This window comes from Ciceribacter sichuanensis (assembly GCF_024055605.1).
Lineage (GTDB): Bacteria > Pseudomonadota > Alphaproteobacteria > Rhizobiales > Rhizobiaceae > Allorhizobium > Allorhizobium sichuanense.
The window spans coordinates 89,164-115,275 of record NZ_JAMXLX010000006.1 but is presented as its reverse complement, the minus strand read 5'-3'; the positions used below and the strand labels follow the sequence as shown (position 1 = coordinate 115,275).

The window sequence follows — 26,112 nt, the reverse complement described above, 5'->3', positions numbered from 1 at the left end:
ATCATGTCAGAATTCATCTGGTCCGACGCCACAGGCAGTCTCGATCTCACCACGCTCGGCAATGCCTATGCCAGCGGCTCGCTCACGCCGACCCGCGTCGTCAGCGCCATCTACGACCGCATCGAAGCGCGCGGCGACGACCATGTCTGGATCTATCTCGTGCCGCGCGAAACCGCGCTGAAGGCAGCGGCCGAACTGGAGGCCGAAGGCCATGACGGCCGGCCGCTCTGGGGCATTCCCTTCTCGGTCAAGGACTGCAACGATATCGTGGGACTGCCGACCACCAATGCGCTGAAGGAAGGCGCCTATGTCGCCACCTCCAGCGGACAGGCGCTCGACCGGCTGTTTTCCGCCGGCGCGCTTCTGATCGGCAAGACCAACATGGACCAGTTCGGCATCGGCCTCGTCGGCATGCGCTCGCCTTACGGCGCCTGCTCCTCGGTGTTCGACGAGCGTTACATCTCCGGCGGCTCCTCCTCCGGTTCGGGCGTTTCGGTCGCCGCCGGCCTGTCGAGCTTTTCCATCGCCAACGATGCCGCCGGTTCCGGCCGCGTTCCGGCCGGCTTCAACAACATCGTCGGCATCAAGCCGACGCCCGGCCTCGTCAGCAATGCCTGCGTCTCCGGCGGCGGCTGCGTGAAGACCATCGAGACGCTGTCGGTATTTTCGCTCACCGTCGAGGATGGCATGAAGGTGCTCGACCTGATGGCCGGCTACGATCCGTCCTACCCGTTCTCGAAGCCGGAAGCCGACGACGTGCCGCTGGTTCCCATCGCGCCGGCACAGACATTCCGTTTCGGCGTGCCGGCAGGCGATGCCCTGCGCTTCTTCGGCGATGCCGAGGCCGAGCGTCTGTTCAACGAGGCCGTCGAGCGGCTCATCGCGATGGGCGGCGAGAAGGTCGAGGTGGATTTCACTCCCTTCGAGGAAACCCAGCGCATTCTCTATGACGGCCCGTGGATTTCCGAGCGCGCGCTCAGCCTCGACAGCGTGCTGGAAAAATACCGGGATGCGATCCATCCGGTCACCCGGCAGATCCTCTCGAAATCCGGCAATTTCAGCGCCATCGATACTTTCGCGGCAATCCACCGCATCGCGGAACTGAAGCGCGATACTCGCGCCGTATGGGACGACATCGCCGTTCTGATGGTGCCCACAACGCCGACCATCTACACCAAGGAAGAGATCGCCGAAAACCCGATCGAGCTGAACAGCAGGCTCGGCATCTACACCAACTTCGTCAACCTGATGGGTCTTTGCGGCATCGCCGTGCCCAACGGCTTCCGCAAGGACGGCCTGCCGCTCGGCGTCACCTTCCTCGCCCCCGGTTTCGAGGAAGCCCGAGCAGCCGGTATCGCCGCCGCCTTCCACCGGGCAACAGGCCTCAAGCTCGCCAAGTTCGACAATCCCTATCCGGACGCGACCGAACAGCCGCTGCCGGAAGGCTACCGGGAGATCGCCGTGGTCGGCGCCCATCTCACCGGCATGCCGCTCAACCACGAACTCACCGAGCGCGGCGGTTTCTTCCGCCGCTCCACCACCACCAGCGGTGACTACAGGCTCTATGCGCTGAACGGCACCGTGCCGGCAAAGCCGGGCCTGATCCGCGCCGAAGGCGGCGCGCCTGTGGCCGTCGAGATCTGGGCACTGCCGGTTGCCGGCTTCGGCGATTTCATCGGCCGCATTCCCGCCCCGCTCGGCGTCGGCAAGCTGACGCTGGCGGACGGTTCTGAGGTCACCGGTTTCCTCTGCGAAAGCAGCGCTATCGCCGGCCAGCCGGATATCACCGCTTATGGCGGATGGCGGGCCTATCGCCAGAGTGCGGCCTGAAACCGGGAAGCGCGAAAAACGATCTGGCGGCACGTTCGCCGGGTCCGCTATATCTTGCAGGGATGATGCAATGCACACCCGCACCGGATTTCGACGGAGCGCATGAGAAAGGGCGAGCGACTGTGACCGACACCGTTTTCACCAATGCCAGGCTGGCGGATGGCCGCCTTGTCGATATCGCCGTCGCGGACGGCCGCATCGCCGCCATCGAAACCGCGGGAACGGCTGTCATCACCGGGTCCACGGTGGATATCGCCGGCGCGCTCCTCGTGCCAGGCTTCGTCGAAGGGCATATCCACCTTGACACCAGCTTCTACGGCGACAAGTGGATACCGCATCGCCCCTGCACCAACGGCTTCGACGTGCATGAGCGCGTGACGTTTCAGGCCGAGAACATGGCGAACGCCGCGCCGATGGCGACACGCGCCCGCAACCAGCTCGATCTCTGCATCGCCAACGGCTCGCTCGCCATGCGCAGCCATGTGATGGTCGATGGTTCGGTCGGACTGAAATCGCTGGAAACCATTCTGGCCGTGCGCGAGGAATATCTCGGGATCATCGACATCCAGCTCGTCGCCTTCCCGCAGAGCGGCATCCTGAAAAGCCCCGGCACGCCGGCGCTGCTCGATGAGGCCATGGCACTCGGCGCGGATCTCGTCGGCGGGCTGGATCCGGGTAGCTTCGACCGCGATGTCACCGGCCATCTCGATGTCGTGTTCGGCGTCGCGGAAAAGCACGGTGTCGATGTCGATATCCACCTGCACGACGCCGGCACGCTCGGCGCCTTCACCATCGAGGAAATCTGCGCGCGCACCACGGCACTCGGCATGCAGGGCCATGTGGCGGTAAGCCACGCCTATGGCCTCGGCGATCTCGCCTCCGATGCCGCCCGCAAGATCGCCGGTCTGATTGCCAAAAGTGGCGTGGCGATCATGACCAATGCGCCGGGAGCCAACAATTTTCCGCCGGTAGCACTTCTCGCCAGCGAGGGCGTGACCGTGTTTTCCGGCAGCGACAACATCCGCGATTCCTGGTGGCCCTATGGTGACGGCGACATGCTGCGCCGCGCCGAAATCATCGGCTACCGCTCCGGCTTCTACACCGATGCCGAACTGGCGCTCGCCTTCGATGTCGTGACATCGGGGGGCGCGAAGGCGCTGAGGCTCGAAGGCTACGGCATCGAACCGGGCGCGAAGGCGGATTTCACCACGCTCGACGCCGAACATGTACCGCAGGCCGTCGTCGCCGTGCCGAAAAGCCGCCGGGTGTTCAAGGCCGGACGCCTCGTCGCCGAAAACGGCAAGGTCCTGCGCTGATGGAGCCTGCCGGCGGCGAGATGACGGACAGGAGCATCGCAACCAGCCGCAAGGGCATGGTGGTCGCGCCGCACTGGCAGGCGAGCGAGGCCGGCGCGGAGGTGCTGAAGCGCGGCGGCAATGCCATCGAGGCGGTGATTGCGGCGGGTGCTGCCCTTTCCGTGCTCTATCCGCATTTCTGCGGCCTCGGCGGCGATGCCGTGTGGATGATCGGCGATGCCTCGGGCAAGGTTTCCTGCCTGCTCGGCATCGGCCAGGTGGCCGAAGCGGCTGGAACCGCCGACATTCCCGAGATACCCGTGCGCGGTCCCGGCTCGACGCTCACCACCGCCTGTCTGGTTGACAGCTGGCAACGCCTCCTCGACCTCTCCTCCAGCCAGTGGGGCGGCCGCGAAACGCTTGCCCGCCTGCTCGAACCGGCAATCGCCCTTGCCCATGAGGGTTTCGAAGTCAGCCCCTCGCAGCGCTTCTGGTTCGACTTCCGCGCCGGCGAAAGGGAGGTGTGGCCGGGTTTTGCCTCGCTCTTCACCGGCGAGGGCATCCAGCGGCAGCCTGAGCTTGCCCGCACGCTCGAGGCCATAGCCCGCGAGGGTGCAAGAACCTTCTACGAGGGCGAACTCGCCACCCGCATCGCCCGCGGACTGGCGGAAGCCGGTTCACCGCTGACATCTTCGGATCTCGCGGCGACACAGGCCCGTTTCGCGGAGCCGGCCAGCCTCGATTACCGGGGCGTGACGCTCTTTGCTCCGCCGCCGCCGACGCAAGGGACCACCACGCTCGGCATCATGGGCGTGCTCGGTCATCACCCGATGCCCGACAAGGACCCGGCGAGCGCCGGTTACTATCACTATCTTGTCGAGGCGGTGAAACAGGCCTTCCTCGACCGCCACCGGCTCGGCGATCCCGATTTCGGCGATATAGGCCCAATGGCGGCGATGCTTGATCCCGCCCGTCTCGCGGCAAAGGCCTCGGCCATCGATCCCGACAGGGCGATGGACTGGCCGCATGTCTACCGTCACGGCGACACCTCCTTCCTTGCAGCCGTCGACGCCGAGGGGCGCTCGGCCTGCGTTCTGCAGTCCATCTATTTCGACTGGGGAAGCGGGGTCGTCGCCGGCGATACCGGCATTCTCTGGCAGAACCGGGGGGCGGCCTTCAGTCTCGATCCGCAAAGCCCCAACCGTCTCGCACCGGGAAAGCGGCCTTTCTACACGCTCAATCCCGGTCTCGCGCTGAAAGACGGCCGGCCGCATCTCGTCTATGGCACGCAGGGTGCGGACGGCCAGCCACAGACGCTCAGCCTTCTGCTCAGCCTGCTGATCGACCACGGTCTCGACCCGGCCGAGGCGCTGGCACGGCCGCGCTTCCTGCTCGGCAAGACATTCTCCGACAGCCGCGACAGCCTCAAGCTGGAGGAAAACGCCGGAGAGGCGGTATTTACAGCCCTTCAGGCGCTCGGCCACACCGTCTCGCCCATCGGCGCGCTCAGTCCGCTGGGCGGGCAGGCGGGCGTGATCCGCATCGATGATGACGGCACCATGCATGGCGCGCACGATCCGCGCAGCGATGGCGGGGCCATCGCGCTCTAACCAAACGGGTTCTGCAAGGGAAAAGGCGGCATGCTGTTCGATCTGGTGATACGCAATGCGCTGACGGAGCCGAACGGTGAGCCGGTGGATATCGCCGTCAAGGACGGCGTGATCGCGGCCATCGAGCCGGCCTTCCGCTGCGAGGCCGTGACGGAGACGGACGCGAAGGGAGCGTTTGCCTTCAGCGGCTTCGCCGAGAGCCATATCCATCTCGACAAGGCCGGCATTCTCGGCCGCTGCACCATCTGCGAGGGCACGCTTGCCGAAGCTGTCCGGGAGACGGCCCGCGCCAAGAAGGGCTTCGAGGTGGAGGATGTCTATGCCCGCGCCTCGGGCGTGGTAGAAAAAGCGATTGCAAGCGGCACGACGCGGCTTCGCACCTTCGTCGAGATCGATCCGCGCGCCGGCTTCCGTTCCTTCGAGGCGATCCTCAGGGTGAAGGCGGATTATGTCTTTGCCATCGACATCGAGATCTGCGCCTTCGCGCAGGAAGGGCTGACGCAGGAGCCTGAGACGCTTGCCATGCTGGACAGGGCGCTGTCGGAAGGGGCGGACCTCGTGGGCGGCTGCCCCTATACCGATCCCGATCCGCGCCGGCATGTGGAACTGATCTTCGAGCTTGCCCTGAAACATGACGTCGCCGTCGATTTCCATCTGGATTTCGACCTCAATCCCGAAAACACCAATCTTCCCGCCGTGATCGAGGAAACGATGCGGCACGGCTGGGGCGGGCGGGTCTCGGTCGGCCATGTCACCAATCTCTCGGCGCTTCCGGCGGAGGCGGTCAAGGCGATTGCCGCGCGTCTCTCCGAAGCCGGGATTGCACTCACCGTGCTGCCCGCCACCGATCTCTTCCTCAACGGCCGCGCTTATGAAGCGCTGGTGCCGCGCGGCGTCGCGCCGGCGCATCTCATCGCCGAATGCGGCGTCGTCACCTCGATTGCCACCAACAACGTGCTGAACCCGTTCACGCCCTATGGCGACGCCTCGCTGGTCAGGATGGCGAACCTCTACGCCAATGTCGCCCAGCTCTCGCGCGGCGACGACATGGCGCTGGTCTTCTCCATGGTCTCGGCGTCCGCCGCAAAGCTGATGGGCAAGCCACACGGCCTTGTCGTCGGAGGGGAGGCGACCGTCGTGCTCATCGATTGCGCCGGTCCGGCCGATGCCGTGCGCGAGGTGGCAAGGGTTATCGGCGGCTGGAAAAGAGGGCGGCAAAGCTTCTGGAACGGCCTGCCGCAGATCTTCCGGCCCGCCGGGAGAGCTTGAGCGACAGGCTGCGCGCATCCCAGGGATCTCACCGCCGATGCCGACCTGAACCGGACGAGGTTCCGGCCATTCTCCGCCGGGTCGCGCTCTTCAGGAACGAGCGGCGCCCACTCTCTCCCTCAGCGTCCTGGCCTGTTCTTCGAGGCGATCGATCAGTCGCTTGAGTTCCTGCTCGTCGAGTTTTTCTATCCCGACAAAGGAATTCTCCGCCTGACTGGTGAGGATGAGCTCGTCAAGTTTCGCCTGCAGCGCCTGCACATCGCGGTTCTGGGAGTTCTGGAGAACGAATACCATCAGGAAGGTCACGATGGTCGTGGCGGTATTGACGATGAGTTGCCATGTCTCGGAGTAATCGAAGATGGGGCCGCTGACCGCCCACACGACGATCACGGCAAAAGCCGCCACGAAAGCAGCTGGCTTGCCCGTCCATCCAGCAACCGCACTGGCAAAGGTTTCGAAGAAATGATGGTTGCCTGCTGTCTTTGACATCGTCGCGCCTCCGCATCCGGGATTGCGGATGAACGTGCAGCGAGGCGGAAAGGTCCGGGCAGGCGTGTCCGTCTCTTTCCTCAGGCCGGAAGGGCCGAGAGATGCTCGTGGACGGCGAGCCAGCGGCCGTCGGGCTGGCGGGCGAAGACGATGGTCTCGCGCTCGTTGTTGGTCACGGCCTCGCCGCCCACTTCGAGGTCGGTTTCGACGGAGTGGGTGAAGACTGCGACATCGCCGAAGAGCTGGACATTGCGGTTGGTCGAGCGGCAGGCGCGCACCGCAAAACCGTCGCGCGTTTCCCACAGCGCCCATTCCGCCTCGTATTCGGCGCGGCTCGAAAGCGTACGGTCGAGATTGTAGAAGATGAAGGTCGCCTCCGGCGAAAAGGCTTCGAAATAGGCGCGGGTATCGTGGCGGCCGAAGGCGTCGACAAGGGCTTCAGCTGCGGCGAGAACGGCGGTCCGGGTATCGGTCATGTCTGTGCTTTCCAGGGGATTGTCGTGTTGGCCCAATTGGACTTTCAGGCGGGCTTGACGCTGCTGATCAACGCCGCCACCGGGCGATGCTGCGCGGCCACGCGCGCCTTCAGCTCCTCGAGCGGCATGGCCTCGACCTTGCAGAACTCGATGAACATCATGTTGAGGTTGTTGAAAAAGACCTCGCCGACGGCGCGGGCATCGACACCTGCGATCACCACGCCGCGGCGCTGGAGCCCTTCGATCAGCTCGACCACCTGCGCGCAGAGACACTGGTCAAGCTCGGTATAGCGCTTCGACAGCGGCGTTTCCGGCTGCTGGATCGAATAGGCCATGGCGGTGCGCCACATCTCCTTGCTGAGATAGACCAGCGAGTGATCGTAATACTGTTCGATCAGCGCGCGCAGCGCCTCCTCGACGTTGAGCGGCGGGTTGGCGACAATGCTTTCGCCCGCCTCCAGCACCTCGGTCACTTCCATGGAAACGGTGGCGACGAGGATGTCGCCCTTGTTCTGATAGTAGTTGTAGAGCGTGCCGACGGAGACCTCCGCCATCTCGGCGATGTCCTCGATACGGGCGGCGTCATAGCCCTGTTCGCGAAACAGGGTGGTGGCCGATTCCAGGATGCGGCGGTTCCTGTCGGCTTTCTGTCGTGCGCGCAATCCGGCCATGGTCAGCTCCGTTTGAATCTCCTCAAAATTGAGATTGACTTAAAAAATGAATTCATTCAATCTTTTTCTCAAGGCGCCGAAACGAGTGCCAAAACGATCAACGCGAGGGCTCGACGGGGGTCTTCGACAAGAGGGAAACAATATGGAAAAGACCGTACTGGGCGGGCTATCCCGCCGCATGCTTCTCGCGACCGCCGCCATCTGCGCTTTCACCGCCAGCGCTTCCGCCCAGGAAGAGCTCAACGCGCTCGTCTGGTGCGACCATACCGATCCGGCGCTGATCGAGCCCTTCGAAAAGGCCAACAACGTCAAGGTCAATCTCAAGGAATACGAGGGCACGGGAGCCGGCCTTTCCATCGTCGAGCAGTCGCGCCCCGGCGACTGGGACGTCTTCGTGATCGATGGCGTCGACGTGCCGCGCGCCGTGGACATGGGCATTCTGGCCGAACTGCCCGCCGACAAGCTGCCGACCGCCGACATCTTCCCCGAAGTGCGCATGGAAGCCAACAACACGAAGGACGGCAAGATCTACGCCGTCACCGAGAAGTTCGGCTACAACACGATTTCCTACGACAAGACCAAGGTCGATCCGAAGGATATGGAAGACCTGTCGATCTTCTGGTCCGACAAGTACAAGGGTCGCATCGCGCTCTACGATTATTACCTGCCGATGATCGGCCTCACCGGGCTTGCCATCGGCAAGAAAACCGCCGACCTCACCGCCGACGACCTGCCGGCGATCAAGGAAAAGCTGTTCGAGATGAAGAAGGTCGCCCGTCAGGTGAGCGACGTCGTCGCCTCGCAGACCGCGCTCGTCAGCGGTGAAGTCGATATCATCCTCGGCGGCGGCGAATGGGTGACCGCGGGTCTCACCACGGAAAAGCCGAACCTCGACTGGACCGTGCCGAAGCAGGGCGCGCTGCGCTGGGCGCAGTCGATCGGCGTGTTCAAGGATTCCGCCAAGCAGGATCTCGCGGTAAAGTTCGTGCAGTATATCCTGAGCCCCGAGGGCCAGTCGAAGCTCGCGACCTCCTCCTGCTACTGGGGCATGCCGGCCAATTCCAAGGCAGGAGAACAGCTCAACGACCAGCAGAAGACCGCGCTGCGCTGGGACAAGCAGCCGGAATACCTGAAGAACACCCAGCTCTATCCGGTCGTCGACGCGGATCTCGATGCCGCCATGCAGGACGCCTGGACGGAAATGCTGCAGCATTAAGACGAACCGGCCCGGGTTCGGCGCCTGTTCGCGGTACCCGGGCTTCAAAGTCCCCCTCTGCCTGCCGGCATCTCCCCCACAAGGGGGGAGAAACGAGCGGCGGGCTCTCATTCCATCCGGGGTAACGTGCGTGCGGACGGGTTCATTCCTCCTTCTCGCGGAGGAGAAATGCGAGCCACACATGGTTATCCTGGAAGCCGGGTTTCCCACCTTCCGGCAGATCCTGAACGTCAAGGGAGAAGCGACGCCATGACGACCACGCCGCTTGAACGGGCGGAACGGCGAAAGGCCTGGGGCTTCGCGCTGCCGGCGCTAATCTTCACCATCGCCTTCTTCCTCGTTCCCTTCCTCTACATGGCCGCGATCAGCTTCTGGAAGCGCGAGGGCCGCGAGATCGTGGCGAGCTGGACGCTCGACAACTACGCCGCCTTCCTCGGCAAGCCGCATCTCCTGAAAGCCCTGTTCAACTCGCTGGAGGTGACGGCCATCGTCACCGTCATCTCGATCCTGCTCGCCTATCCTCTGGCCTGGATCATCGCCGAGCGCGTGCCGCGCCGCTGGCAGCGGTTTGCGCTGATCATGGCGATCCTGCCGTTCTGGACCTCCTATGTGGTGCGCTCCTATTCGTGGCTGCTGGTGCTTTCCGGCGGTGGCGTGGTCAATCAGGCGCTGATGTGGACCGGCCTGATTGCCGAACCGCTGCAGCTTTCGGCCAACCGCGTCGGCACCGTCATCGGCTTCGTGCATTTCTTCGTCATGCTGCTGACGCTGACGATCTACGCCAATCTCGTGCAGCTCTCGCCGAACTACCGCCGGGCGGCGGCCGATCTCGGGGCGAACGGCTTCCAGACCTTCTGGCATGTCATCCTGCCGCTGACGCTGCCCGGCATCATGGTCGGCGCCTTCCTCACCTTCGTGCTGTGCATCGGCGACTACATCACGCCGCAGATCCTCGGCGGCAACAACGAACTGGTGCTGCCGCAGGTCATCATGCTGCAGCTTGGACGCCGCGCCGATTTCCCGATGGCGGCCGCCCTTTCGCTGGTGCTGATGGTGGTGGTGACGATCGCCTATCTCGCCTGCGCACGCTGGCTGAAGATGGAGAGGACCTGACCATGCGGCACCTCAACACGGCGCTTTCCGCCCTCTATGCCAGCGCGCTCTATGTCTTCATCTTCCTGCCGGTCGCGGTCCTTGTGCTCTTCTCCTTCCAGGACGGCACGCTGCCGGTGCCACCGCTGCACGGACTGACGCTGCGCTGGTATGGCGAGATCTTCGCCGACGCCAAGCTGATGTCGGCGCTCGCGCATTCGCTGGTCGTGGCGCTCGCCTCCTCGGCGGTCGCCTGCGTGCTCGGCTTCCTCGCGGCCTATGCCTTTGCCCGCTACACCCTGCCGGCATCGGCCCTGCAGCGCGCGCTGATCGTCGCGCCGATGACGGTCAGCACCCTGATCATCGGTCTTGGCCTGCTCTCGCTGTTTTCGCGGCTCAACGTCACGCTGTCGCTGTGGACGGTCGGCATCGGCCATGTCGTCATCAACCTGCCGCTGTGCTTTGCCATCATCTATGCCTCGATGGGCGGGCATCAGGTCAATATCGAGCGGGCCGCGCGCGATCTCGGGGCCAGGGACTGGCAGGTCATGGCGCTCGTCACCGCGCCGATGCTGGCGCCCTCGATCCTCGCCGCCTTCTTCCTGTCGGTCACCTTCAGCTGGGACGAGTTCATCGTCGCCTTCCTGCTGTCTCGCTTCAACGTGACGCTGCCGGTCGAGATCTGGAGCATGCTGCGCTCCGGCCTCGATCCCAAGACCAATGCCATCGGCAGCGTCGTCTTCCTCATCTCCGTGGTGTTCCTGATCGTCATGGAAATCGCCGTCTTCAGAAAATCCGGGAAATCCAAATGACCGCCGACGTCTCGATCAGAAACGCCACGAAAGTCTTCGGCTCGTTCCGCGCGCTTGATGACGTCTCGCTCGATATCGCCGCCGGCGAGTTCATCGTGCTGCTCGGCCCGTCCGGCTGTGGCAAGACGACCCTGCTTTCCATCCTCGGCGGCTTTCTCGAGCCGACCTCGGGAACGATAGCGATCGGCGGACGGGACATGACCCATGTCGCACCGGCGAAGCGCCCGACGACGACCATGTTTCAGGATTACGCGCTTTTCCCGCATATGAGGCTTTCCGACAATGTCGGCTTCGGCCTGCGCATGCGCGGCATGGGGAAGGCAGAGCGGGACGACAGGGCGCTTGCCCTTCTCGATCTCGTCGGCCTCAAGGCATCCGCCGCAAAGAAACCGCATGAGCTTTCCGGCGGCCAGCGGCAGCGCGTGGCGCTCGCCCGCGCACTCGCCGTCGATCCGGACGTGCTGTTGCTCGACGAACCGCTCGGCGCGCTGGACCTCAAGCTGCGCCGGCAGATGCAGGACGAGCTGAAGGCGATCCAGAAGCGCGTCGGCACCACCTTCATCCATGTCACCCACGACCAGGAAGAGGCGATGGCCATCGCCGACCGGATCGTGGTGATGAACCACGGCCGCATCGAGGATGTCGGCGCGCCCTCCGACATCTACATGCGGCCGCGCTCGCTGTTTGCTGCGGGCTTCATGGGCGAAGCGAATTTCCTCGACGCTAGGATCGACGGCATTTCCGGCGGCGAGGTGCGGGTGGAAACGGCGCTCGGCCAGGCCGTTCTGCCGGCCACGGCCTTTACGGCGGGACAGCCTTCCGAAGGCGGCAAGGCGACGCTTTGCATAAGGCCAGAGCATTTCCGCACCGGCGGCGAGGGCGGAGCCGCGATTTCGCTCGGCAGCGCCCGGATCGTCGACAGCGCCTTCTTCGGCGCGCATCTGCGCTGCCATCTGCAGCCGGAACGTCCCTCGGGTGTGGCGATCACCGCCCATCTTCCGCAGACGGCAAAGCCGCAGGCCGGTGACCTCCTTGAACTTGCGGTTCCCGCCGATACCATCGTCGCGCTCGTCTGAGCCTTCAAGGAGCCCGCAATGAAGCCGCGCATGCGCCCGCAGGACTGGTACAGCGTCCGCCGTCTCGACGACGACGTGACCTTTATTTCCGAACCCCATATCCAGGAATTCTATCGCTGCAACATCTGGCATGTGCGCGGGCGAGAACGCGACATGCTGGTGGATAGCGGCATGGGCGTGGTGTCGCTGAGGGAATGGGTGCCGCTGGTGACGGAGCGCGAACTGATCGCGGTGGCGAGCCACACCCATTTCGACCATATCGGCTGCCATCACGAATTCGAGTGCCGCGCCGTGCATTCGGCCGAGGCCGATCTTCTGGCTGATCCGACGCGCGAGAACACGCTGGCCGACCCTTACGTCACCGACGAGATCTTCGACGCGCTGCCGCCGGAACCCTATTGCTCGAAATGCTATGCGGTGAAGCGGGCGCCGGCGACCCGCATTCTGGAGGATGGCGACGTCATCGATCTCGGCGACCGGCACTTCGAGGTGATCCACACACCGGGGCATTCTCCAGGCGGCATCGCGCTCTACGAGAAGGCGACGGAAATCCTGTTTTCCGGCGATATCCTCTATGACGGTCCGCTGATCGAGGACACCTACCATTCCAACGCCGCCGATTACCTCGCCTCGATGGAGCGCCTGCTGACGCTTCCGGTGCGGCTGGTGCATGGCGGCCATTTTCCAAGCTTCAGCGGCGAACGCTACCGGGACCTCATCACCGGCTGGCTGAATGAGAAGCAAAAGACGACCTGACGGGAGAAGCACATGCTCGACAAACGCAAATTCTACATCGACGGCGCATGGGTGGACCCGATTGCGCCCAACGACCTCGACGTCATCAACCCGGCGACGGAACAGCCCGTCGCGGTGATCTCGATGGGCAGCGCCGCCGATATCGACCGCGCCGTGGCCGCGGCGAAGAAGGCGTTCCAAAGCTACAGCCGCACGAGCCTCGACGAGCGCATCGCGCTTCTGGAAAAGCTGCTGGAAATCTATACCCGCCGCTATGACGAGATGGCGCGTACCATCACGCTCGAACTCGGCGCGCCCATCACAATGAGCACCGAGCAGCAGGCCCATGTCGGCATCGGCCATCTCGAAGGTTTCATCGACGGCCTGAAGCGCTTGAAGACACGCGAGGAACTGCCGAACGGCGATCTCGTGCTGCGCGAGCCGGTCGGCGTCTGCGGGCTGATTACCCCATGGAACTGGCCGATCAACCAGATCGCGCTCAAGGTCGTGCCGGCGCTCGCCACCGGTTCGACCTGCGTGCTGAAGCCATCCGAATTCACCCCGCTCAACGCCCTTCTCTATGCGGAAATGGTGCATGAGGCCGGCTTCCCGGCCGGCACATTCAACCTCGTCAACGGCGATGGCCTGAATGTGGGAGCCGCCCTTTCGAAGCATCGCGACGTCGACATGATGTCGTTCACCGGCTCGACCCGGGCGGGAACGGCGGTCAGCCGCGATGCGGCCGAAACGGTCAAGCGCGTGACGCTCGAACTCGGCGGCAAGTCGCCCAACATCGTGTTCGAGGATGCCGATCTGGAGGAGCGCGTTACCGGCAGCGTGCTCGAATGCTTCAACAATTCCGGCCAGTCCTGCGATGCACCGACCCGGCTTCTGGTGCAGCGCTCCGTCTATGACAAGGCGGTCGATATCGCGAAACGCGCGGGCTCAGCGGTCGGCGTCGGCAATCCTGAGGAGGAGGGCGCCCATATCGGGCCGCTCGTCAGCGACATCCAGTATGGCCGCGTGCAGGCGCTGATTACAGCTGGCATCGCGGAAGGCGCCGAACTTCTGGTCGGTGGCGCGGGCAGGCCGGAAGGCTTCGAGACCGGCTATTACGTCAAGCCGACCATCTTCGCCGGGGTGAACAACGGCATGCGGATCGCTCGCGAGGAGGTGTTCGGACCGGTGCTCGCCATCATTCCCTTCGACACCGAGGACGAGGCGATCGAGATCGCCAACGACACGCCCTATGGCCTTGCGGCTTACGTCCAGACGGGCGATGCGGCGCGGGCGGAACGGGTGGCCGGCCGGCTTCGCGCCGGCATGGTGCATATCAACGGCGCTCCCCATCGCTATGGCAGCCCCTTCGGCGGCTACAAGCAATCCGGCAACGGCCGCGAAGGCGGCATCTTCGGGCTTGAAGACTTCCTCGAAATCAAGACGGTCCACCGTCCCGACGCAAACTGAAAGCATTCCGAAATGACCATACCCAAGACCATGAAGGCCGCGATTGCCGAGGCCTCCGGCGCACCGCTGGTGATCCGCGAGGTGGCCGTGCCCGAACCCCGGCGCGGCCAGTTTCTGGTGAAGCTCGAAAGCTGCGGCGTCTGCCATTCCGACCTGCATCTTCGAAACGGCGACGAGAACCTGTCGGACGAGATGTATCCGCTGATCCTCGGTCATGAGGGCATCGGCCGCATCGTGGCCATCGGCGAAGGCACGGAAACCACGCTTTCGCCCGGCGACCGCGTCGGCCTGCCCTGGCTTTACGATACCTGCCTCGATTGCAGCCCGTGCCTGACCGGGGCGGAAACCTTCTGCACCCACCAGCATGCGCGCGGCATCCATTATCACGGCGCGTTCGCCGAATATGCGATCCTCGAATCCCGCTTCGCCTGCACCATTCCCGATGGCATCGATCCCCTGCAGGGCGCACCGCTGCTCTGCGCCGGGCTGACGGCCTGGAGCGCGCTGCGCAAGACCGAGCTTCGCCCGGGCAAGACCGTGATGGTGATCGGCTGCGGCGGGCTCGGGCAATATGCGATCATGATCGCCAAGGCCCATGGCGCGACCGTGGTCGCCGTCGACCGCGATCCGGCCAAGCTTGAGGAAGCCCGCCGGCGCGGCGCGGACCATCTGGTCGAGGCCGGCCCCGAGGCCGGAGCGAAGGTCAAGGAACTCGGCGGGGCCGATATCGCCGTCAACTTCGCGCCGACACCCGCCGTGTGGAAGACCATCGAGCAAGCGGTCAACCCGATGAGCGACATCATCGCCATTGCGCTGGTCCACGATCCCGTGCCGCTTTCGATGATGTGGCTGATCGACGGCGGCCATCGCGTGTTCGGCTCGTCGGTCGGCTCGCGTCAGGACCTGCGCGATTTCCTCGCGTTTGCCGCCCGCGCGAAGCTTGCCATCGACATCGAGACGATCCCGCTGTCTGCGGTGAACCACGCCCTCGACAGGCTGCAGGCCGGCGATGTCGCGGGGCGCATCTGCATCGATTTTTCTGCTGACTGACGCGACTGCGCGGCGGCCTTCCAGGCCGCCGCGCGCAGCGCCTTGCCGCCCGTGTTGCAGCGCGGCGAATTCACGAAGAAATGTATTTCGGAAAGCGGCCCGTCCGATGGTTTTCTGTATCTCCTACGCAAGGAACGGATATGGTCTGGGTGGGAGGAAGTCAGAGTCTATGGAGTAATTTGCTATGACAATCACAGTGAACTCGAGAACGGCCACCCACCCGATCGAGCCGGTCTTCCTCAATCGCTGGTCGCCGCGCGCCTTTACCGGTGAGCCAATCGCCGAGCCCGAACTGCTTTCCCTGCTGGAGGCCGGCCGCTGGGCTCCCTCCGCCTTCAATGCCCAGCCGTGGCACTTTATCTATGCGCGCCGGGATACGCCGGCGTGGGAGAAGCTGCTCGGCCTGCTCAACGACTTCAACCGCAGCTGGGCGCAGGCCGCCTCGGCTCTCGTCGTCGTCGCCTCGAAGACCACCCTGCAGGCGCCGGGTGCTACGGAAGAAACCCCGTCCTACACCCATTCCTTCGATGCCGGCGCAGCCTGGGGCGCAATCGCCCTTCAGGCCGCCTATTCCGGCTGGCAGGCCCATGGCATGGCCGGCTTCGACCATGAGCGCGCCCGCAAGGACCTGAACATCCCGGAAAACTACCGCGTCGAAATGGCCTTCGCCGTCGGCCGCGTCGGCGACAAGTCGATCCTGCCGGAAGTCCTGCAGCAGCGCGAAATCCCGAGCCCGAGAAAGCCGCTCGCCGAAATCGCCACCGAAGGCTCCTTCGACCGCGGCTGATCGGTCTCCTCGATCTGCATGAATGCGACGCACCGGCGAGGTCTCACCGGTGCGTTTCCGTTTTGGCGTTCATGGAGCGCAAGCGGGGAGATCGGATCGTTTTCACCCCGGACATACTGGTTGAAACTCCGCGCATCTGACAGACTGCGCCCGTCGCCGCCATCCGGCGTGAAACGGAGTACGAGTACCGAACATGACCCAAACGACCGCCGGCTCCTGTTTGTGCGGGACTGTCCGCTTCCACATCGCGGGCGAGTTCGAAAGCTTCTTCCTGTGTCACTGCACGCGCTGCCGAAAGGACACCGGATCTGCCCACGCGGCCAATCTGTTCTCATCGACGGCAACGATAAACTGGCTCTCCGGCCAGGACAGCATCCGAACCTACCGGCTTCCCGAAACCCGGCACGAAAAGAGCTTCTGTGTGAAATGCGGGTCCGCCCTTCCGGGTGTTCAGATGGACGGCGCCGTGGTGGTCGTGCCGGCCGGGAGCATCGATAGCGCAATCGACATCCGGCCGAACGCCCATATCTGCGTCGCAAGCCGGGCGGATTGGGACGAGCATCTGGAAGAGGTATCCCGGCTGGACGGTCTTCCGGGCTAGCCACCGCACTTGCCCGGATGACGACAATGGAAACGGCGTCGTTACTTCAGCCGCTTCAGGATTTCCGCCGCGACTTCGGTTGCTGTGGCGGGGTTCTGGCCGGTGATGAGTTCGCGGTCGGTCACCATGTTGGGCTGGAAGGGCGAGGTGTTGCTGACGAAGACGGCGCCTGCCTGCTGAAGCGCGTCCTGCGGATAGAACTTCATCTCGCCGCCGCCGAGAAGCGGCTTGGCCATTTCTTCCTCGGCATTGGAGAAGACCGTGACCTTGTAGCCGGCATAGGGCCAGCCGGCTTCCTCGGCACCGCCCTTCGGGCCGGTTTCCATGCCGCGGCTGAAGGCCGGCGCATCGTCGAGCGTCGAGAGAAGCGCGATCGGACCGTGGCACATCAGGGCCGTCGTCTTGCCTTCGGTGTGGAAGCGGGCGAGCAGCCGGCCAAGCTCGGCGCTGACCAGAAGATCCTGCATCGGCGCATGGCCGCCCGGCACATAGACGGCATCGTATTTGTCGTAGCCGAGCTGTTCGACGCGGGCGAGGCTGATGACCGGCGATGCATCGGGGTCCATGATCTTCAGCCTGTTGAGCAGGGCTTCGCTCTCGTGCATGGCGGTTTCATCGCCGCCAAAATACATCTTGTCGATGGACGTCCTGTCGACCGAGGGGGCCTTGCCCTTCGGCGTCGCGAAGGTCAGCTCGTGGCCGGCGTCGAGGAATGCCTTCACCGGCTGCATGAGTTCGTTGAGATAGAAGCCGGTCTGGAAAACCTTGCCGTCCTTGAGGTCGAGATGGTTCTCGTCAGAGAGGACGACGAGGATGTTGGCGGCATGGGCTTCGACTGCACCGAGGCCGAGCGCCAGCGTTACCGCGAGAGGGCGGATCAGGTTCATGGGAAATGTCTCCGGAAAATGGCGGCTCTCGACAGGAGAGGAGAGCCGCTTCAAGGGGGTGTCTCTGTGTGGCTTGGTCTGTGTGTGGTTCCCCCCGCCTCAGGCGGCGAGCAGATCGCGGATGGCTTCGCCGACGCCGGTTGCGGATTGCGGGTTCTGGCCGGTGACGAGACGGCCGTCGACCACGACCTTGGCGTTCCAGTCGGCCGCCGGGTGATGGATTGCGCCGCGTTCGGTGAGCGTGCTTGCCAGCAGGAAGGGTACGGTCTTGTCGAGACCGACGGCGCGCTCCTCGGAATCGGTGAAGGCGCTGACATTGCGGCCGGCGACGAGATAGCTGCCGTCGCTCAGCCTGACGTTCACCAGCGCCGCCGGGCCGTGGCAGACGGCGGCGACGATACCGCCGGCCTCGAAGATATCGCGCGCGGTGCTGGCGACGGCCGGGCTCTGCGGCAGGTCCCACATGGCACCATGGCCGCCGGCGAAGAAGATCGCGGCGTAGCGGCCGGGATCGACATCGGCGAGTTTCGCGGTGTTGCGGATCGCGGCGCGGAAGGTTTCGTCGTTCCAGTAGCGGGCATTGGTCGCGTCATCGAGATCGAGCCCGTCGACCGGCGGCTCGCCACCCTCGATCGAGGCGAATTCCACCCTGATGCCGGCGGCATCGAGAACCGCGAGCGGATGGGTGACTTCGCCGAGATAAAAGCCGGTCGGCTGGCCGCTATCGCCCTTCACGCCGTGGCTGGTCAGAACGAACAATACGGGTTTTGCTGCATCGGTCATCGTTTTCTCCTTCGCTCCTTTCCCGGAAATCGCCTTGCGGGCCGGGGGATCGCTTTGCGGGGATGTCAGGCCTTCGGGGCCGTTTTCATCGGATGACAAGCATTTATTTCTTACAGTTGAGGCGATAAAGATAGCATCAAGGAAATCATCTGTTCTTCAAAGGCTATAATGAGGAGCTACAATCATGCGGCGCTTCGATCATCTTGGTGATGTGGAAGCCTTCATCACCGTCATCGACAAGGGTTCGATCAGCGCCGGCGCGGTGGCGCTTTCCACCACGCCCTCGGTGCTGAGCCGGGCGATAACGCGGCTGGAGGCGCGCCTCGGCACCCAGCTTGTCCGTCGCACCACGCGGCGGCTCAGCCTGACGGAGGCGGGCAGGGCCTATCTGGAGCAGGCGCGCGCCGCCTTCAGCATGATCGACGATGCCGAACGCGCCATTCAGGGCCGTGACGGAACGCTTGGCGGCCGCATCCGCATCAGCGTCTCGACCACCTACGGCCATTTCCGCCTGCCGGAGAAACTGGCGCGCTTTACCGCCGCGCACCCGGATGTGCAGGTCGAGGTGAGCATTACCAACCGCAATGTCGATCTGGTCGCCGAAGGCTTCGATATCGCCATCCGCCTCGGCCCGCTGCCCGACAGCGGCCTCGTCGGGCGAAAGCTGGAGGATGCGCCGCTGCGGCTGGTCGCCTCTCCCGCCTATCTGGAACGGGCGGGCATGCCGCGCTCCATCGGCGATCTCGCCCGCCACACATGCCTGCCCTTCATCATGCCGAGCACCGGACGGCCGAGCGACTGGCTGTTTTCGGTCGACGGGGAAGAGGTGAACTGGATGCCGCAGGGGTCGCTGCATGTGTTCGACGACGTTCTCGGCGTCGTATCGCTGGCGGAGGCGGGGATCGGCATCTGCCAGACCTACGACTTCATCATTCGCGACCGCATCGCGCGCGGCAGCCTTGTCGAAATCCTGCCGGAGGCATCGGGGCGCACTCGCCCCTTCTCGGTTCTCTATGTTCCCCATCGCAGCCTCTCAACGGCGACGCGGGCCTTCATCGACATGCTGGTGGAGTGATCGCCGGAAAAGGGTGAGCCCGCCTTACGCCTCGTCGCCGCGACGGCCGGCGAGTTCGATCACCTCGTTGGTGATTTCCTCCTGGCGAAGCTGGCGGGAAAGGGCCGTCAGCTCGTCCAGCGTCTTGCCGACATTGTTCTTCGCGGCGATCATGGCGCGGGTGCGCGCCTCGTTTTCGGCGGCAAAGGATATGATCGCGGCTTCGCAGAGTTCGGCGAAGACATATTCCTGCGCCAGCCCATCGACGAGACGCTGCGGCGGCAAGGTAATCAGCGGCGGGTCCGCCGGCCGGGCGGTCTGGAAACGGCTGTAGTCGAAGGGGATCAGGCGCTTCACCACCATGTCGGTCCTTGCACCCTGCGAAAGCCCGGTATGGACGATGGTGACCTCGGTGATGTCCTCGCTCTCCAGCCGGTCGTCCAGCGCCTGGACGATGCGCTCGGCAAGCTCGGCGGCCTCAACGACATGGGAGATCATCCGGGTCGACCAGTCGATCCCGAGCCCGCGCTCGTCGGCAACCATCAGCCCGCGATCCCCGATCAGAAAAAGGGAGTGCGGCCGTTCGCCCTCGGCCTCGGTGAGCGCCCCGACAGCATCGAGAACGCGCTCGTTGAAGGTGCCGGCAAAGCCCTGCTCGGCGCAAAAGGCGACGATGGCGTGGCGGCCGCCATCGGTGGCGGAAGGCGGCGGTTCCGGCAGCAGCGACAGGGCCTCGCCGATGGCCGCAGCAATCGAGGCGGCATAGGCGCGGATGCCGTCCAGCCGCTCGCGAGCCTCGCGCGAACGGGCGACAGCAATGCCGCGCATGGCGGTAACCACCGTCGAAAGCTGGCGCACCGAGCCGATCCGGACCTCGAGATTGGCGAGCCGCTCGGCCATGACTTACGCCTCTCCGTCCACCGGTGTCGCGGAGGAAATCGAGGCGACCAGCCTTTCGACCGCGGCCACGAGATCGGCCCGCTGCTGATCGTCGAGCTGCTTTCCTTCGGCAATGGCGCTTGCCGCCGCCGGGGCGTGGGCGTCGAGATGCGCGGCAAGACGGGTTCGAAGTGTCGCGAGTTCCGCCGCCGAAAGGGCATCGAGCGCGCCGGTATCCAAAGCGGCCAGAAGCGCGATCTGGTCGATCATCCTCAGATTGGAAAAGCGCGGCTGCGACAAGAGCATGCGGATATGCTCGCCGCGCTGCATCTGCGCCTTGACGCGGGTATCGGAAATGCCGCCGAAGCGGGTGAACATTTCCAGCTCCTGGAACTGCGAATATTGCAGACGGACCCGGCCGGAGACCTGACGCAGCGCCGGATGCTGCGCCTTGCCGCCGACGCGGCTGACGCTGAGGCCGACATCCACCGCCGGCCGCTGGTTGGCGGTGAACAGGCGGGAATTCAAGACGATCTGGCCGTCGGTGATCGAGATCAGGTTTGTCGGGATATAGGCCGAGAGGTTGCCGGCATCGGTTTCGGCAATCGGCAGCGCCGTCAGCGATCCGCCGCCGAGCTTTTCGGAAAGCATCGCGGCCCGCTCCAGCATGCGGGCATGCAGGTAGAAGACATCGCCCGGATAGGCCTCGCGGCCCGGCGGCTCGCGGGTGAGCAGCGCCAGTTCGCGATGGGTCGCGGCATGCTTGCTGAGATCGTCGATGACGATCAGGGCATGGCCGCCACGGTCGCGGAAATATTCCGCCATGGTGAAGCCGGCAAACGGCGCGATCCATTGCAGGCCGGGGGAAGACGAGGCAGGCGCGACGACGAAGATGGAGCGGTCCATCGCGCCATGGCTGCGAACGGCCTCGATGACGCGTTCGACGGCGGTTGCCCGCTGGCCCACGGCGACATAGACGCTGACGATGTCGCTGTTCTTCTGGTTGATGATGGCGTCGATCGCAATCGCGGTCTTGCCGGTGGCGCGGTCGCCGATGATGAGTTCGCGCTGGCCGCGGCCGAGCGCGAAAAGGGCATCGACCACGAGAATGCCGGTTTCGACAGGGCGCGAGACGAGATCGCGGTCGATGATCGCCGGCGCCGGCTTCTCGATGGGGTCATGTCCATCCGCAACGATGGGCGGACCGCCGTCGAGCGGACGTCCCAGCGGATCGACCACGCGGCCGAGCAGGCCGCGCCCCACCGGCACGCGCACCACTTCGCCGGTTCCCGTCACCCGCGATCCCGCCTCGATGGCCGCACCATCATCCAGCAGCACGGCGCTGATCGCATTGGCATCCAGCGTCAGCGCAAAGCCGGTGCGCCCGCCGTCGAACATCAGGAGTTCGTTCAGCCTGACATCCGGCAGGCCGGAAATCGCCGCCACATCGTCGGCGACATGTTCGACCCGGCCGACGGCCTCTGCATCGGGCGCGAGCACCGCGCGCTCGATGGCTTCGCGGCCCCTGGAGAACCAGCCGGGGAGGGTGTTGTCTGCTGCCGTCATGACGTTGCGGCTCCTCGGCCCAGTTCCTCGGCAATGCGGTCGAGATCGGCGCGGAAACTGTTGCGCACCAGCGCATGCCGCGTATCGATCTCCAGACCGGCGATCAGCTCGGGATCGCTGACCACGCTAATCTCGACCGGATGGCCGAACGCGGCGGACAGGCGCGCGCGGCAGGTCTCTTCCTCGGCCGCTGTCAGCGGCCGGGGCGCTTTCAGCGCCAGCGGAGCGCCGTTGGCGACGCCCGACCGGCTTTCCTGCGGCAAGGCCGCGACCGCATCGGCAAGGCCGTCGATGAAGCCCGAAACCTTGGCGTCATCGGGCAGGCGGGAAAAGAGCTTGCGGGCGATGTCGACGGCGAGCGCGCGGGCATGGGCCTCGTCGGCAACGGCGTTTTCCTTGCGGCTGCGCTCGATCTCGGCATTGGCGGCAAGCCTCAACTTGTCCGCCTCGTTGCGGGCATCGGCGAGCATCGCGGCCCGCGCCGTCTCGCCCTGGGCTGCGGCGGCCTTCAGCACCTCGTCGCGACCAGCGGCGGTCTTTGCCGCTTCTTCGCTCGCCTTCTGCCGTTCCGCCTCGGCGGCCGCTTTCACGCCTTCGGCATCCGCCAGCAGCTTTGCGGCTGCGGCCTGCCGCGCCTCGATGATCGCGGCAACGGGTTTCAGCAGGAAGCGCTGCAGGATCCAGACGAGCACGAGGACATTGATCGTCTGAAGGGCGAGGGTCCACCAGTCGATGTGCATGGCGCGCGGGGCCTCAGGCAGTGGCGTAAGGGTTGGCGAAGAGCACCAGCAGCGCGATGACGAGGCAGTAGATCGCCATGGTCTCGATCATCGCCAGACCGACGAACAGGGTGCGCGACAGGGTGCCCGCCGCTTCCGGCTGGCGGGCGATGGCGTCCATGGCGGCGGCGACCGCGCGTCCTTCGGCCAGCGCCGGACCGATGGCTCCGAAGGAAACGGCAAGTGCTGCCGCGATGATTGAGACGATACCGATCACGTTCATGGGGACTTCTGTTCCTTGGCAGATGACAGGGGGGCAGGTTGAGGGGCGGGGGTTGGTTCGGACGGTTTTTCCTGAGACGCGGATGCCGGCTCGCTGATCGCCGCGCCGATGAAGACGGTCGACAGCACCGCGAAGATGTAGGCCTGCACGGCACCGGTCAGCAGATCGAGCGCCATCAGCGGAATGGGCACGAGAAGGCCGGCGAGCGACAGCACGATGCCGACGACGAAGACGCCGCTCATCACATTGCCGAACAGGCGCACGATCAGCGAGAACGTCCGGGTGATCTGCTCGACGATGTTGAGCGGGATCATCACCCAGCTCGGCTCGGCGAAGGTCTTCAGGTAACCGGCAAGACCGAGCGCGCGAACGCCGTAACCGATGGTCGCCGCAAGCACGATCAGCGCCAGCGCCGCATCCGTTTCGATATGGGCGGTCGGCGGCTCGATGCCCGGCACCAGCGACGACCAGTTGGCGACAAGCACATAGATGAACAGCGAGCCGATCAGCGCGCGATAGGGCCGGGGATCGGCCTGCATGGTGTCGCGCACCTGCGCGTCGATGGTCTCCACCACCATTTCCAGAAATGCCTGCTTGCGGGAAGGCTCGAGCGACAGCCGCCGCGTCACCAGCCACGAGCCGAGGCCGAGCAGCAGCATGATCACCCAGGTGACGACCACCGGCTGGGTGATTGGCACGGGGCCAATGTGAAACAGCGGCTCGATGGCAAGCGGCGAGTTCATGGCATGCTCCTGACGCGTCGCAGGATCACGCCGCGCACGATCAGCATGCCGAGTGCTGCGCAAAGAAGCGCAAGCGCGCCGAGCCGGGAGACGCCGTAAAGCGCGACCGCCAGCACGGCGAACCGCCCGATCTGCATGACGAAGGCGCGCAGTACCTCGCCGCCGGCGAAATAGCGGGTGTTCCACCAGAGCATGCCGAAATGCACGAGGCCGAGAAGGCCGCCGACCGCAAGGCCGACCAGCGCCTTGAGGGCGAGCATGCCGTTGGCGCTGGCGAAAAGGGTATCGATCATTGGCGGTGCATCCATTTCCACGCGGAGCGCAGGCCGAGCGCCGCGCCGATCATGATCAGCGGGGCGGTGAAGAACACCCCGGTCGCAAACGTCCGGTCGAGCCAGCGGCCGACCACCAGCGCCAGCAGCGTCGGCACCACGATGCTCCAGCCGAGAATGCCGATCTGGCCGAGCCTTGCGCCGAGCGAGGGCTCCGGGTCCTTTTCGCCCTGCCGTTCGCGCGCTGCGGCCCGGCGGGCGACTTCGGTCAGTTTCTCCTCATCCTGCTCTCCCCGCGGGGGCTTTATCGGGGGCGTCATGGACCGAGGCCTCCAAGCGGGTTGATGCCGTTGGCGCTGCCGGCATCGGCCCGCAGCAGGCGGGTGAGCTGGCGCACGGCATTGGCATGCAGCCGCATTTCCTCGACGCGCGAACGGCGGCCGGTATCGGAAAGGGCGGCGCGCATCGTCTGCACCTCGGCTTCCAGCCGGGAAAGATCGTCACCGACGGTTGCCTGCCGGCAGGCGACGCGAATCTCGCGGCCGCCGGTGATGGAAAACACGCCGCCGCTCTGGGCGCAGTAATGCATGGCCCCGTCGCGGTCGCGCCAGCGGATCACCGAGGCCGGCAGAACCGTCAGCAGATCCGCATGGCCGGGCAGGAGCCCAAAGCTGCCGCTCTCGTCTTCCGCGCGGACAGAGACCACATCCTGAAGATCGACCAGCAGGGCCGAAGGCGTCGAAATGAGAAGATGGAGACCTCCGGTCATGCGGCCGCACCTTTGCTTGCTGCACCATTCGCCCCGCCGCTCGCCTTGCGCGCGGCCTCTTCCTTCTCGCGGGCCTCGTCCAGCGTGCCGACCATGTAGAGCGAGCTTTCCTGCCAGCTGTCGCAGGCGCCCGACAGGATCGCCTTGCATCCGGCAATGGTGTCGGCAATCTTCACGGAACGGCCGGGAACGCCGGTAAAGGCCTCGGTGACGGCAAAGGGTTGGGTGAGGAAACGCTGGAGACGGCGCGCCCGCTCGACGATGCGGCGGTCGTCGCTGCCCAGTTCCTCGACGCCGAGAAGCGAGATGACGTCCTGCAGCTCGCGGTAATGCTCGATGGTCCTGCGCACCTCCATCGCCACCTCGGCATGTTCCTCGCCGACCACCATGGGGTCGAGCAGGATGGAGGAGGACGCGATGGGATCGACGGCGGGATAGATGCCTTCCGCCGCCATGTCGCGGGACAGAACCACCATGCTGTCGACATGGGCGGCAATGGTGGTGACGGCCGGGTCGGTAAAATCGTCGGCCGGAACATAGACCGCCTCGATGGCGGTAATCGAAGCATCGCCGACGGAGGCGATCCGCTCCTGCAGCGCCGCGACTTCGCTTGCAAGCGTCGGCTGGTAACCGACGCGGGAAGGAAGCCGACCGAGCAGGCCGGAAACCTCGGCCCCCGCCTGTACGAAGCGGAAGACGTTATCCATCAGGAGCAGCACGTTCTGGTGCTTCTCGTCACGGAAATATTCGGCAATGGTCAGCGCCGTCATCGGCACCCGCCAACGCGCGCCGGGCGGCTCGTTCATCTGGCCATAGACCAGCGCGGTGCGGGCGAGAACGCCGGAACCGGTCATGTCCAGCAGCATCTCGTGGCCCTCGCGGGAGCGTTCGCCGACACCGGCGAAGACGGAAATGCCCTGATAGCTTTCCACCATGGCGTGGATCAGCTCCATCACCAGCACCGTCTTGCCCACACCCGCGCCGCCGAACATCGCGGCCTTGCCGCCCTGGGCGAGCGGTGTCAGCAGATCGATCACCTTGATGCCGGTCTCGAAGATGGTCGAGGCCCCGGTCTGGCGGGAAAGTTCGGGCGGGGCGCGATGGATGGGCCTGAGCGGCGCATCGGCGGGAAGCTCCGCGCCGCCGTCGCCGATCCTGCCGGTGACATCGAGAAGGCGTCCGAGAACGGCCTCGCCGACCGGAACCGTGATCGGCCCGCCGGCGCTGCGAACGGGTGTGCCGCGCCGGAGACCGGTGGTCGCCTGCAATGCGATGGCGCGAACGGTCAGCGGATCGATATGGGCCTGAACCTCGGCGACCACGGTCCTGTCCGGACCGTCCTCGATGACGAGCGCATCCTCGATGGCCGGCAGCCCACCGCCTCCGGGAAAGGCGATATCGACCACAGCGCCGCGAATGGCAATGACCTTGCCTTCTAACGCACCTTTGTTGCTCATGCGGTCCCCGTCGTCCGTGGCTTCCAGATCCGCAGGACATCATGCACCGCACAAACCTGCCTTGACCTCAGTCAAGTTCGACGACGCACGCAATCCTTCGCCCGGAGTAGACAGCGCATCGCCGCAACTGGCAAGGCACGCGATTGCATATTAGCCGCGCCTCAACTCGAAGCCGCCCGAAGCCGCCATGTGATGGCGACATTTAGCCGCTTGCGGCCCGCGGG

The 26,112-nt window shown here is 65.0% G+C and carries 28 protein-coding genes; 14 read left to right on the top strand and 14 right to left on the bottom strand.

Annotated elements, in window-relative coordinates; translation table 11 throughout:
- Positions 1 to 3: 3 nt before the first annotated feature.
- The 4 genes from atzF (at position 4) to NBH21_RS17905 (ending at position 6,004) form a co-directional block, all read left to right on the top strand.
- Positions 4 to 1,830: an allophanate hydrolase gene (atzF, locus tag NBH21_RS17920; RefSeq protein WP_250911841.1), complete on the top strand. Its 1,827-nt coding sequence runs from the start codon at positions 4 to 6 to the stop codon at positions 1,828 to 1,830.
- Positions 1,831 to 1,952: 122 nt separating this feature from the next.
- Positions 1,953 to 3,146 (top strand): amidohydrolase family protein, encoded by a 1,194-nt coding sequence (locus NBH21_RS17915; protein WP_250911842.1) that lies wholly within the window; start codon positions 1,953 to 1,955, stop codon positions 3,144 to 3,146.
- Between the two features lie 20 nt (positions 3,147 to 3,166).
- Positions 3,167 to 4,735, top strand: coding sequence for a gamma-glutamyltransferase family protein (locus tag NBH21_RS17910; RefSeq protein ID WP_250911843.1), 1,569 nt, complete (start codon positions 3,167 to 3,169; stop codon positions 4,733 to 4,735).
- A gap of 30 nt (positions 4,736 to 4,765) precedes the next feature.
- A complete protein-coding gene (locus NBH21_RS17905) occupies positions 4,766 to 6,004 on the top strand; it encodes an amidohydrolase family protein (protein WP_250911844.1) in 1,239 nt (412 codons plus the stop codon).
- A 90-nt stretch (positions 6,005 to 6,094) separates the two neighbouring features.
- Here the strand turns inward: NBH21_RS17905 and NBH21_RS17900 are convergent, their stop codons facing one another.
- The 3 genes from NBH21_RS17900 to NBH21_RS17890 all read right to left on the bottom strand — a co-directional run bounded on the left by NBH21_RS17900 (position 6,095) and on the right by NBH21_RS17890 (position 7,640).
- On the bottom strand, positions 6,095 to 6,493 hold the full coding sequence (locus tag NBH21_RS17900) for a low affinity iron permease family protein (RefSeq protein WP_250911845.1): 399 nt from the start codon (positions 6,491 to 6,493) through the stop codon (positions 6,095 to 6,097).
- A gap of 80 nt (positions 6,494 to 6,573) precedes the next feature.
- Positions 6,574 to 6,969: a YybH family protein gene (locus NBH21_RS17895; RefSeq protein ID WP_250911846.1), complete on the bottom strand. Its 396-nt coding sequence runs from the start codon at positions 6,967 to 6,969 to the stop codon at positions 6,574 to 6,576.
- Between the two features lie 44 nt (positions 6,970 to 7,013).
- Positions 7,014 to 7,640 carry a TetR/AcrR family transcriptional regulator gene (locus NBH21_RS17890; RefSeq protein ID WP_250911847.1) on the bottom strand — a complete coding sequence of 209 codons (627 nt, stop codon included), beginning with the start codon at positions 7,638 to 7,640 and terminating at the stop codon, positions 7,014 to 7,016.
- A gap of 142 nt (positions 7,641 to 7,782) precedes the next feature.
- Here NBH21_RS17890 and NBH21_RS17885 point away from each other — a divergent pair, with 142 nt between their 5' ends.
- The 9 genes from NBH21_RS17885 to NBH21_RS17840 all read left to right on the top strand — a co-directional run bounded on the left by NBH21_RS17885 (position 7,783) and on the right by NBH21_RS17840 (position 16,476).
- Positions 7,783 to 8,856: an ABC transporter substrate-binding protein gene (locus tag NBH21_RS17885; protein WP_425340442.1), complete on the top strand. Its 1,074-nt coding sequence runs from the start codon at positions 7,783 to 7,785 to the stop codon at positions 8,854 to 8,856.
- 249 nt (positions 8,857 to 9,105) lie between these two features.
- Entirely contained in the window at positions 9,106 to 9,969 is an 864-nt protein-coding gene (locus tag NBH21_RS17880; protein ID WP_250911848.1) for an ABC transporter permease, read from the top strand.
- Positions 9,970 to 9,971: 2 nt separating this feature from the next.
- On the top strand, positions 9,972 to 10,760 hold the full coding sequence (locus NBH21_RS17875) for an ABC transporter permease (protein WP_250911849.1): 789 nt from the start codon (positions 9,972 to 9,974) through the stop codon (positions 10,758 to 10,760).
- Complete coding sequence (locus tag NBH21_RS26275) at positions 10,757 to 11,836, top strand: ABC transporter ATP-binding protein (protein ID WP_348637414.1); 1,080 nt, start codon at positions 10,757 to 10,759, stop codon at positions 11,834 to 11,836. Before NBH21_RS17875 ends, NBH21_RS26275 begins: the two co-directional genes overlap by 4 nt.
- Before the next feature lie 18 nt (positions 11,837 to 11,854).
- Positions 11,855 to 12,592 (top strand): MBL fold metallo-hydrolase, encoded by a 738-nt coding sequence (locus NBH21_RS17860; protein WP_250911850.1) that lies wholly within the window; start codon positions 11,855 to 11,857, stop codon positions 12,590 to 12,592.
- Between the two features lie 12 nt (positions 12,593 to 12,604).
- A complete protein-coding gene (locus tag NBH21_RS17855; RefSeq protein ID WP_250911851.1) occupies positions 12,605 to 14,038 on the top strand; it encodes an aldehyde dehydrogenase family protein in 1,434 nt (477 codons plus the stop codon).
- A 12-nt stretch (positions 14,039 to 14,050) separates the two neighbouring features.
- A complete protein-coding gene (locus NBH21_RS17850) occupies positions 14,051 to 15,088 on the top strand; it encodes an alcohol dehydrogenase catalytic domain-containing protein (protein ID WP_250911852.1) in 1,038 nt (345 codons plus the stop codon).
- Between the two features lie 184 nt (positions 15,089 to 15,272).
- Positions 15,273 to 15,875 carry a nitroreductase family protein gene (locus NBH21_RS17845; RefSeq protein WP_250911853.1) on the top strand — a complete coding sequence of 201 codons (603 nt, stop codon included), beginning with the start codon at positions 15,273 to 15,275 and terminating at the stop codon, positions 15,873 to 15,875.
- Positions 15,876 to 16,068: 193 nt separating this feature from the next.
- Entirely contained in the window at positions 16,069 to 16,476 is a 408-nt protein-coding gene (locus NBH21_RS17840; RefSeq protein WP_250911854.1) for a GFA family protein, read from the top strand.
- A 41-nt stretch (positions 16,477 to 16,517) separates the two neighbouring features.
- Here NBH21_RS17840 and NBH21_RS17835 read toward each other — a convergent pair whose 3' ends face one another.
- Together NBH21_RS17835 and NBH21_RS17830 are read right to left on the bottom strand one after the other, a co-directional pair.
- Positions 16,518 to 17,363 carry a type 1 glutamine amidotransferase domain-containing protein gene (locus tag NBH21_RS17835; protein ID WP_250911855.1) on the bottom strand — a complete coding sequence of 282 codons (846 nt, stop codon included), beginning with the start codon at positions 17,361 to 17,363 and terminating at the stop codon, positions 16,518 to 16,520.
- 99 nt (positions 17,364 to 17,462) lie between these two features.
- Complete coding sequence (locus NBH21_RS17830) at positions 17,463 to 18,146, bottom strand: type 1 glutamine amidotransferase domain-containing protein (protein WP_250911856.1); 684 nt, start codon at positions 18,144 to 18,146, stop codon at positions 17,463 to 17,465.
- 184 nt (positions 18,147 to 18,330) lie between these two features.
- Here NBH21_RS17830 and NBH21_RS17825 point away from each other — a divergent pair, with 184 nt between their 5' ends.
- Positions 18,331 to 19,221, top strand: coding sequence for a LysR family transcriptional regulator (locus NBH21_RS17825; protein WP_250911857.1), 891 nt, complete (start codon positions 18,331 to 18,333; stop codon positions 19,219 to 19,221).
- A gap of 24 nt (positions 19,222 to 19,245) precedes the next feature.
- Here NBH21_RS17825 and NBH21_RS17820 read toward each other — a convergent pair whose 3' ends face one another.
- Genes NBH21_RS17820 through atpD form a run of 9 tightly spaced genes read right to left on the bottom strand, consistent with a single transcriptional unit; the run spans position 19,246 to position 25,888 of the window.
- Positions 19,246 to 20,100 carry a F0F1 ATP synthase subunit gamma gene (locus NBH21_RS17820; protein ID WP_250911858.1) on the bottom strand — a complete coding sequence of 285 codons (855 nt, stop codon included), beginning with the start codon at positions 20,098 to 20,100 and terminating at the stop codon, positions 19,246 to 19,248.
- Positions 20,101 to 20,103: 3 nt separating this feature from the next.
- Positions 20,104 to 21,645 carry a F0F1 ATP synthase subunit alpha gene (locus NBH21_RS17815; RefSeq protein WP_250911859.1) on the bottom strand — a complete coding sequence of 514 codons (1,542 nt, stop codon included), beginning with the start codon at positions 21,643 to 21,645 and terminating at the stop codon, positions 20,104 to 20,106.
- A complete protein-coding gene (locus NBH21_RS17810; protein WP_250911860.1) occupies positions 21,642 to 22,385 on the bottom strand; it encodes a F0F1 ATP synthase subunit delta in 744 nt (247 codons plus the stop codon). The genes NBH21_RS17815 and NBH21_RS17810 overlap by 4 nt, the downstream gene beginning before the upstream one ends.
- A 13-nt stretch (positions 22,386 to 22,398) precedes the next feature.
- Entirely contained in the window at positions 22,399 to 22,647 is a 249-nt protein-coding gene (locus tag NBH21_RS17805) for a F0F1 ATP synthase subunit C (RefSeq protein WP_099060760.1), read from the bottom strand.
- Positions 22,644 to 23,390: a F0F1 ATP synthase subunit A gene (locus NBH21_RS17800; RefSeq protein WP_250911861.1), complete on the bottom strand. Its 747-nt coding sequence runs from the start codon at positions 23,388 to 23,390 to the stop codon at positions 22,644 to 22,646. Before NBH21_RS17800 ends, NBH21_RS17805 begins: the two co-directional genes overlap by 4 nt.
- Positions 23,387 to 23,683, bottom strand: a complete 297-nt coding sequence (locus tag NBH21_RS17795) for an N-ATPase subunit AtpR (protein WP_250911862.1) — start codon at positions 23,681 to 23,683, stop codon at positions 23,387 to 23,389. The genes NBH21_RS17800 and NBH21_RS17795 overlap by 4 nt, the downstream gene beginning before the upstream one ends.
- Positions 23,680 to 23,982 carry an AtpZ/AtpI family protein gene (locus tag NBH21_RS17790; protein WP_250911863.1) on the bottom strand — a complete coding sequence of 101 codons (303 nt, stop codon included), beginning with the start codon at positions 23,980 to 23,982 and terminating at the stop codon, positions 23,680 to 23,682. Before NBH21_RS17790 ends, NBH21_RS17795 begins: the two co-directional genes overlap by 4 nt.
- Positions 23,979 to 24,431 (bottom strand): F0F1 ATP synthase subunit epsilon, encoded by a 453-nt coding sequence (locus NBH21_RS17785; protein ID WP_250911864.1) that lies wholly within the window; start codon positions 24,429 to 24,431, stop codon positions 23,979 to 23,981. Before NBH21_RS17785 ends, NBH21_RS17790 begins: the two co-directional genes overlap by 4 nt.
- Entirely contained in the window at positions 24,428 to 25,888 is a 1,461-nt protein-coding gene (gene atpD, locus NBH21_RS17780; RefSeq protein WP_250911865.1) for a F0F1 ATP synthase subunit beta, read from the bottom strand. The genes NBH21_RS17785 and atpD overlap by 4 nt, the downstream gene beginning before the upstream one ends.
- Positions 25,889 to 26,112 lie beyond the last annotated feature (224 nt).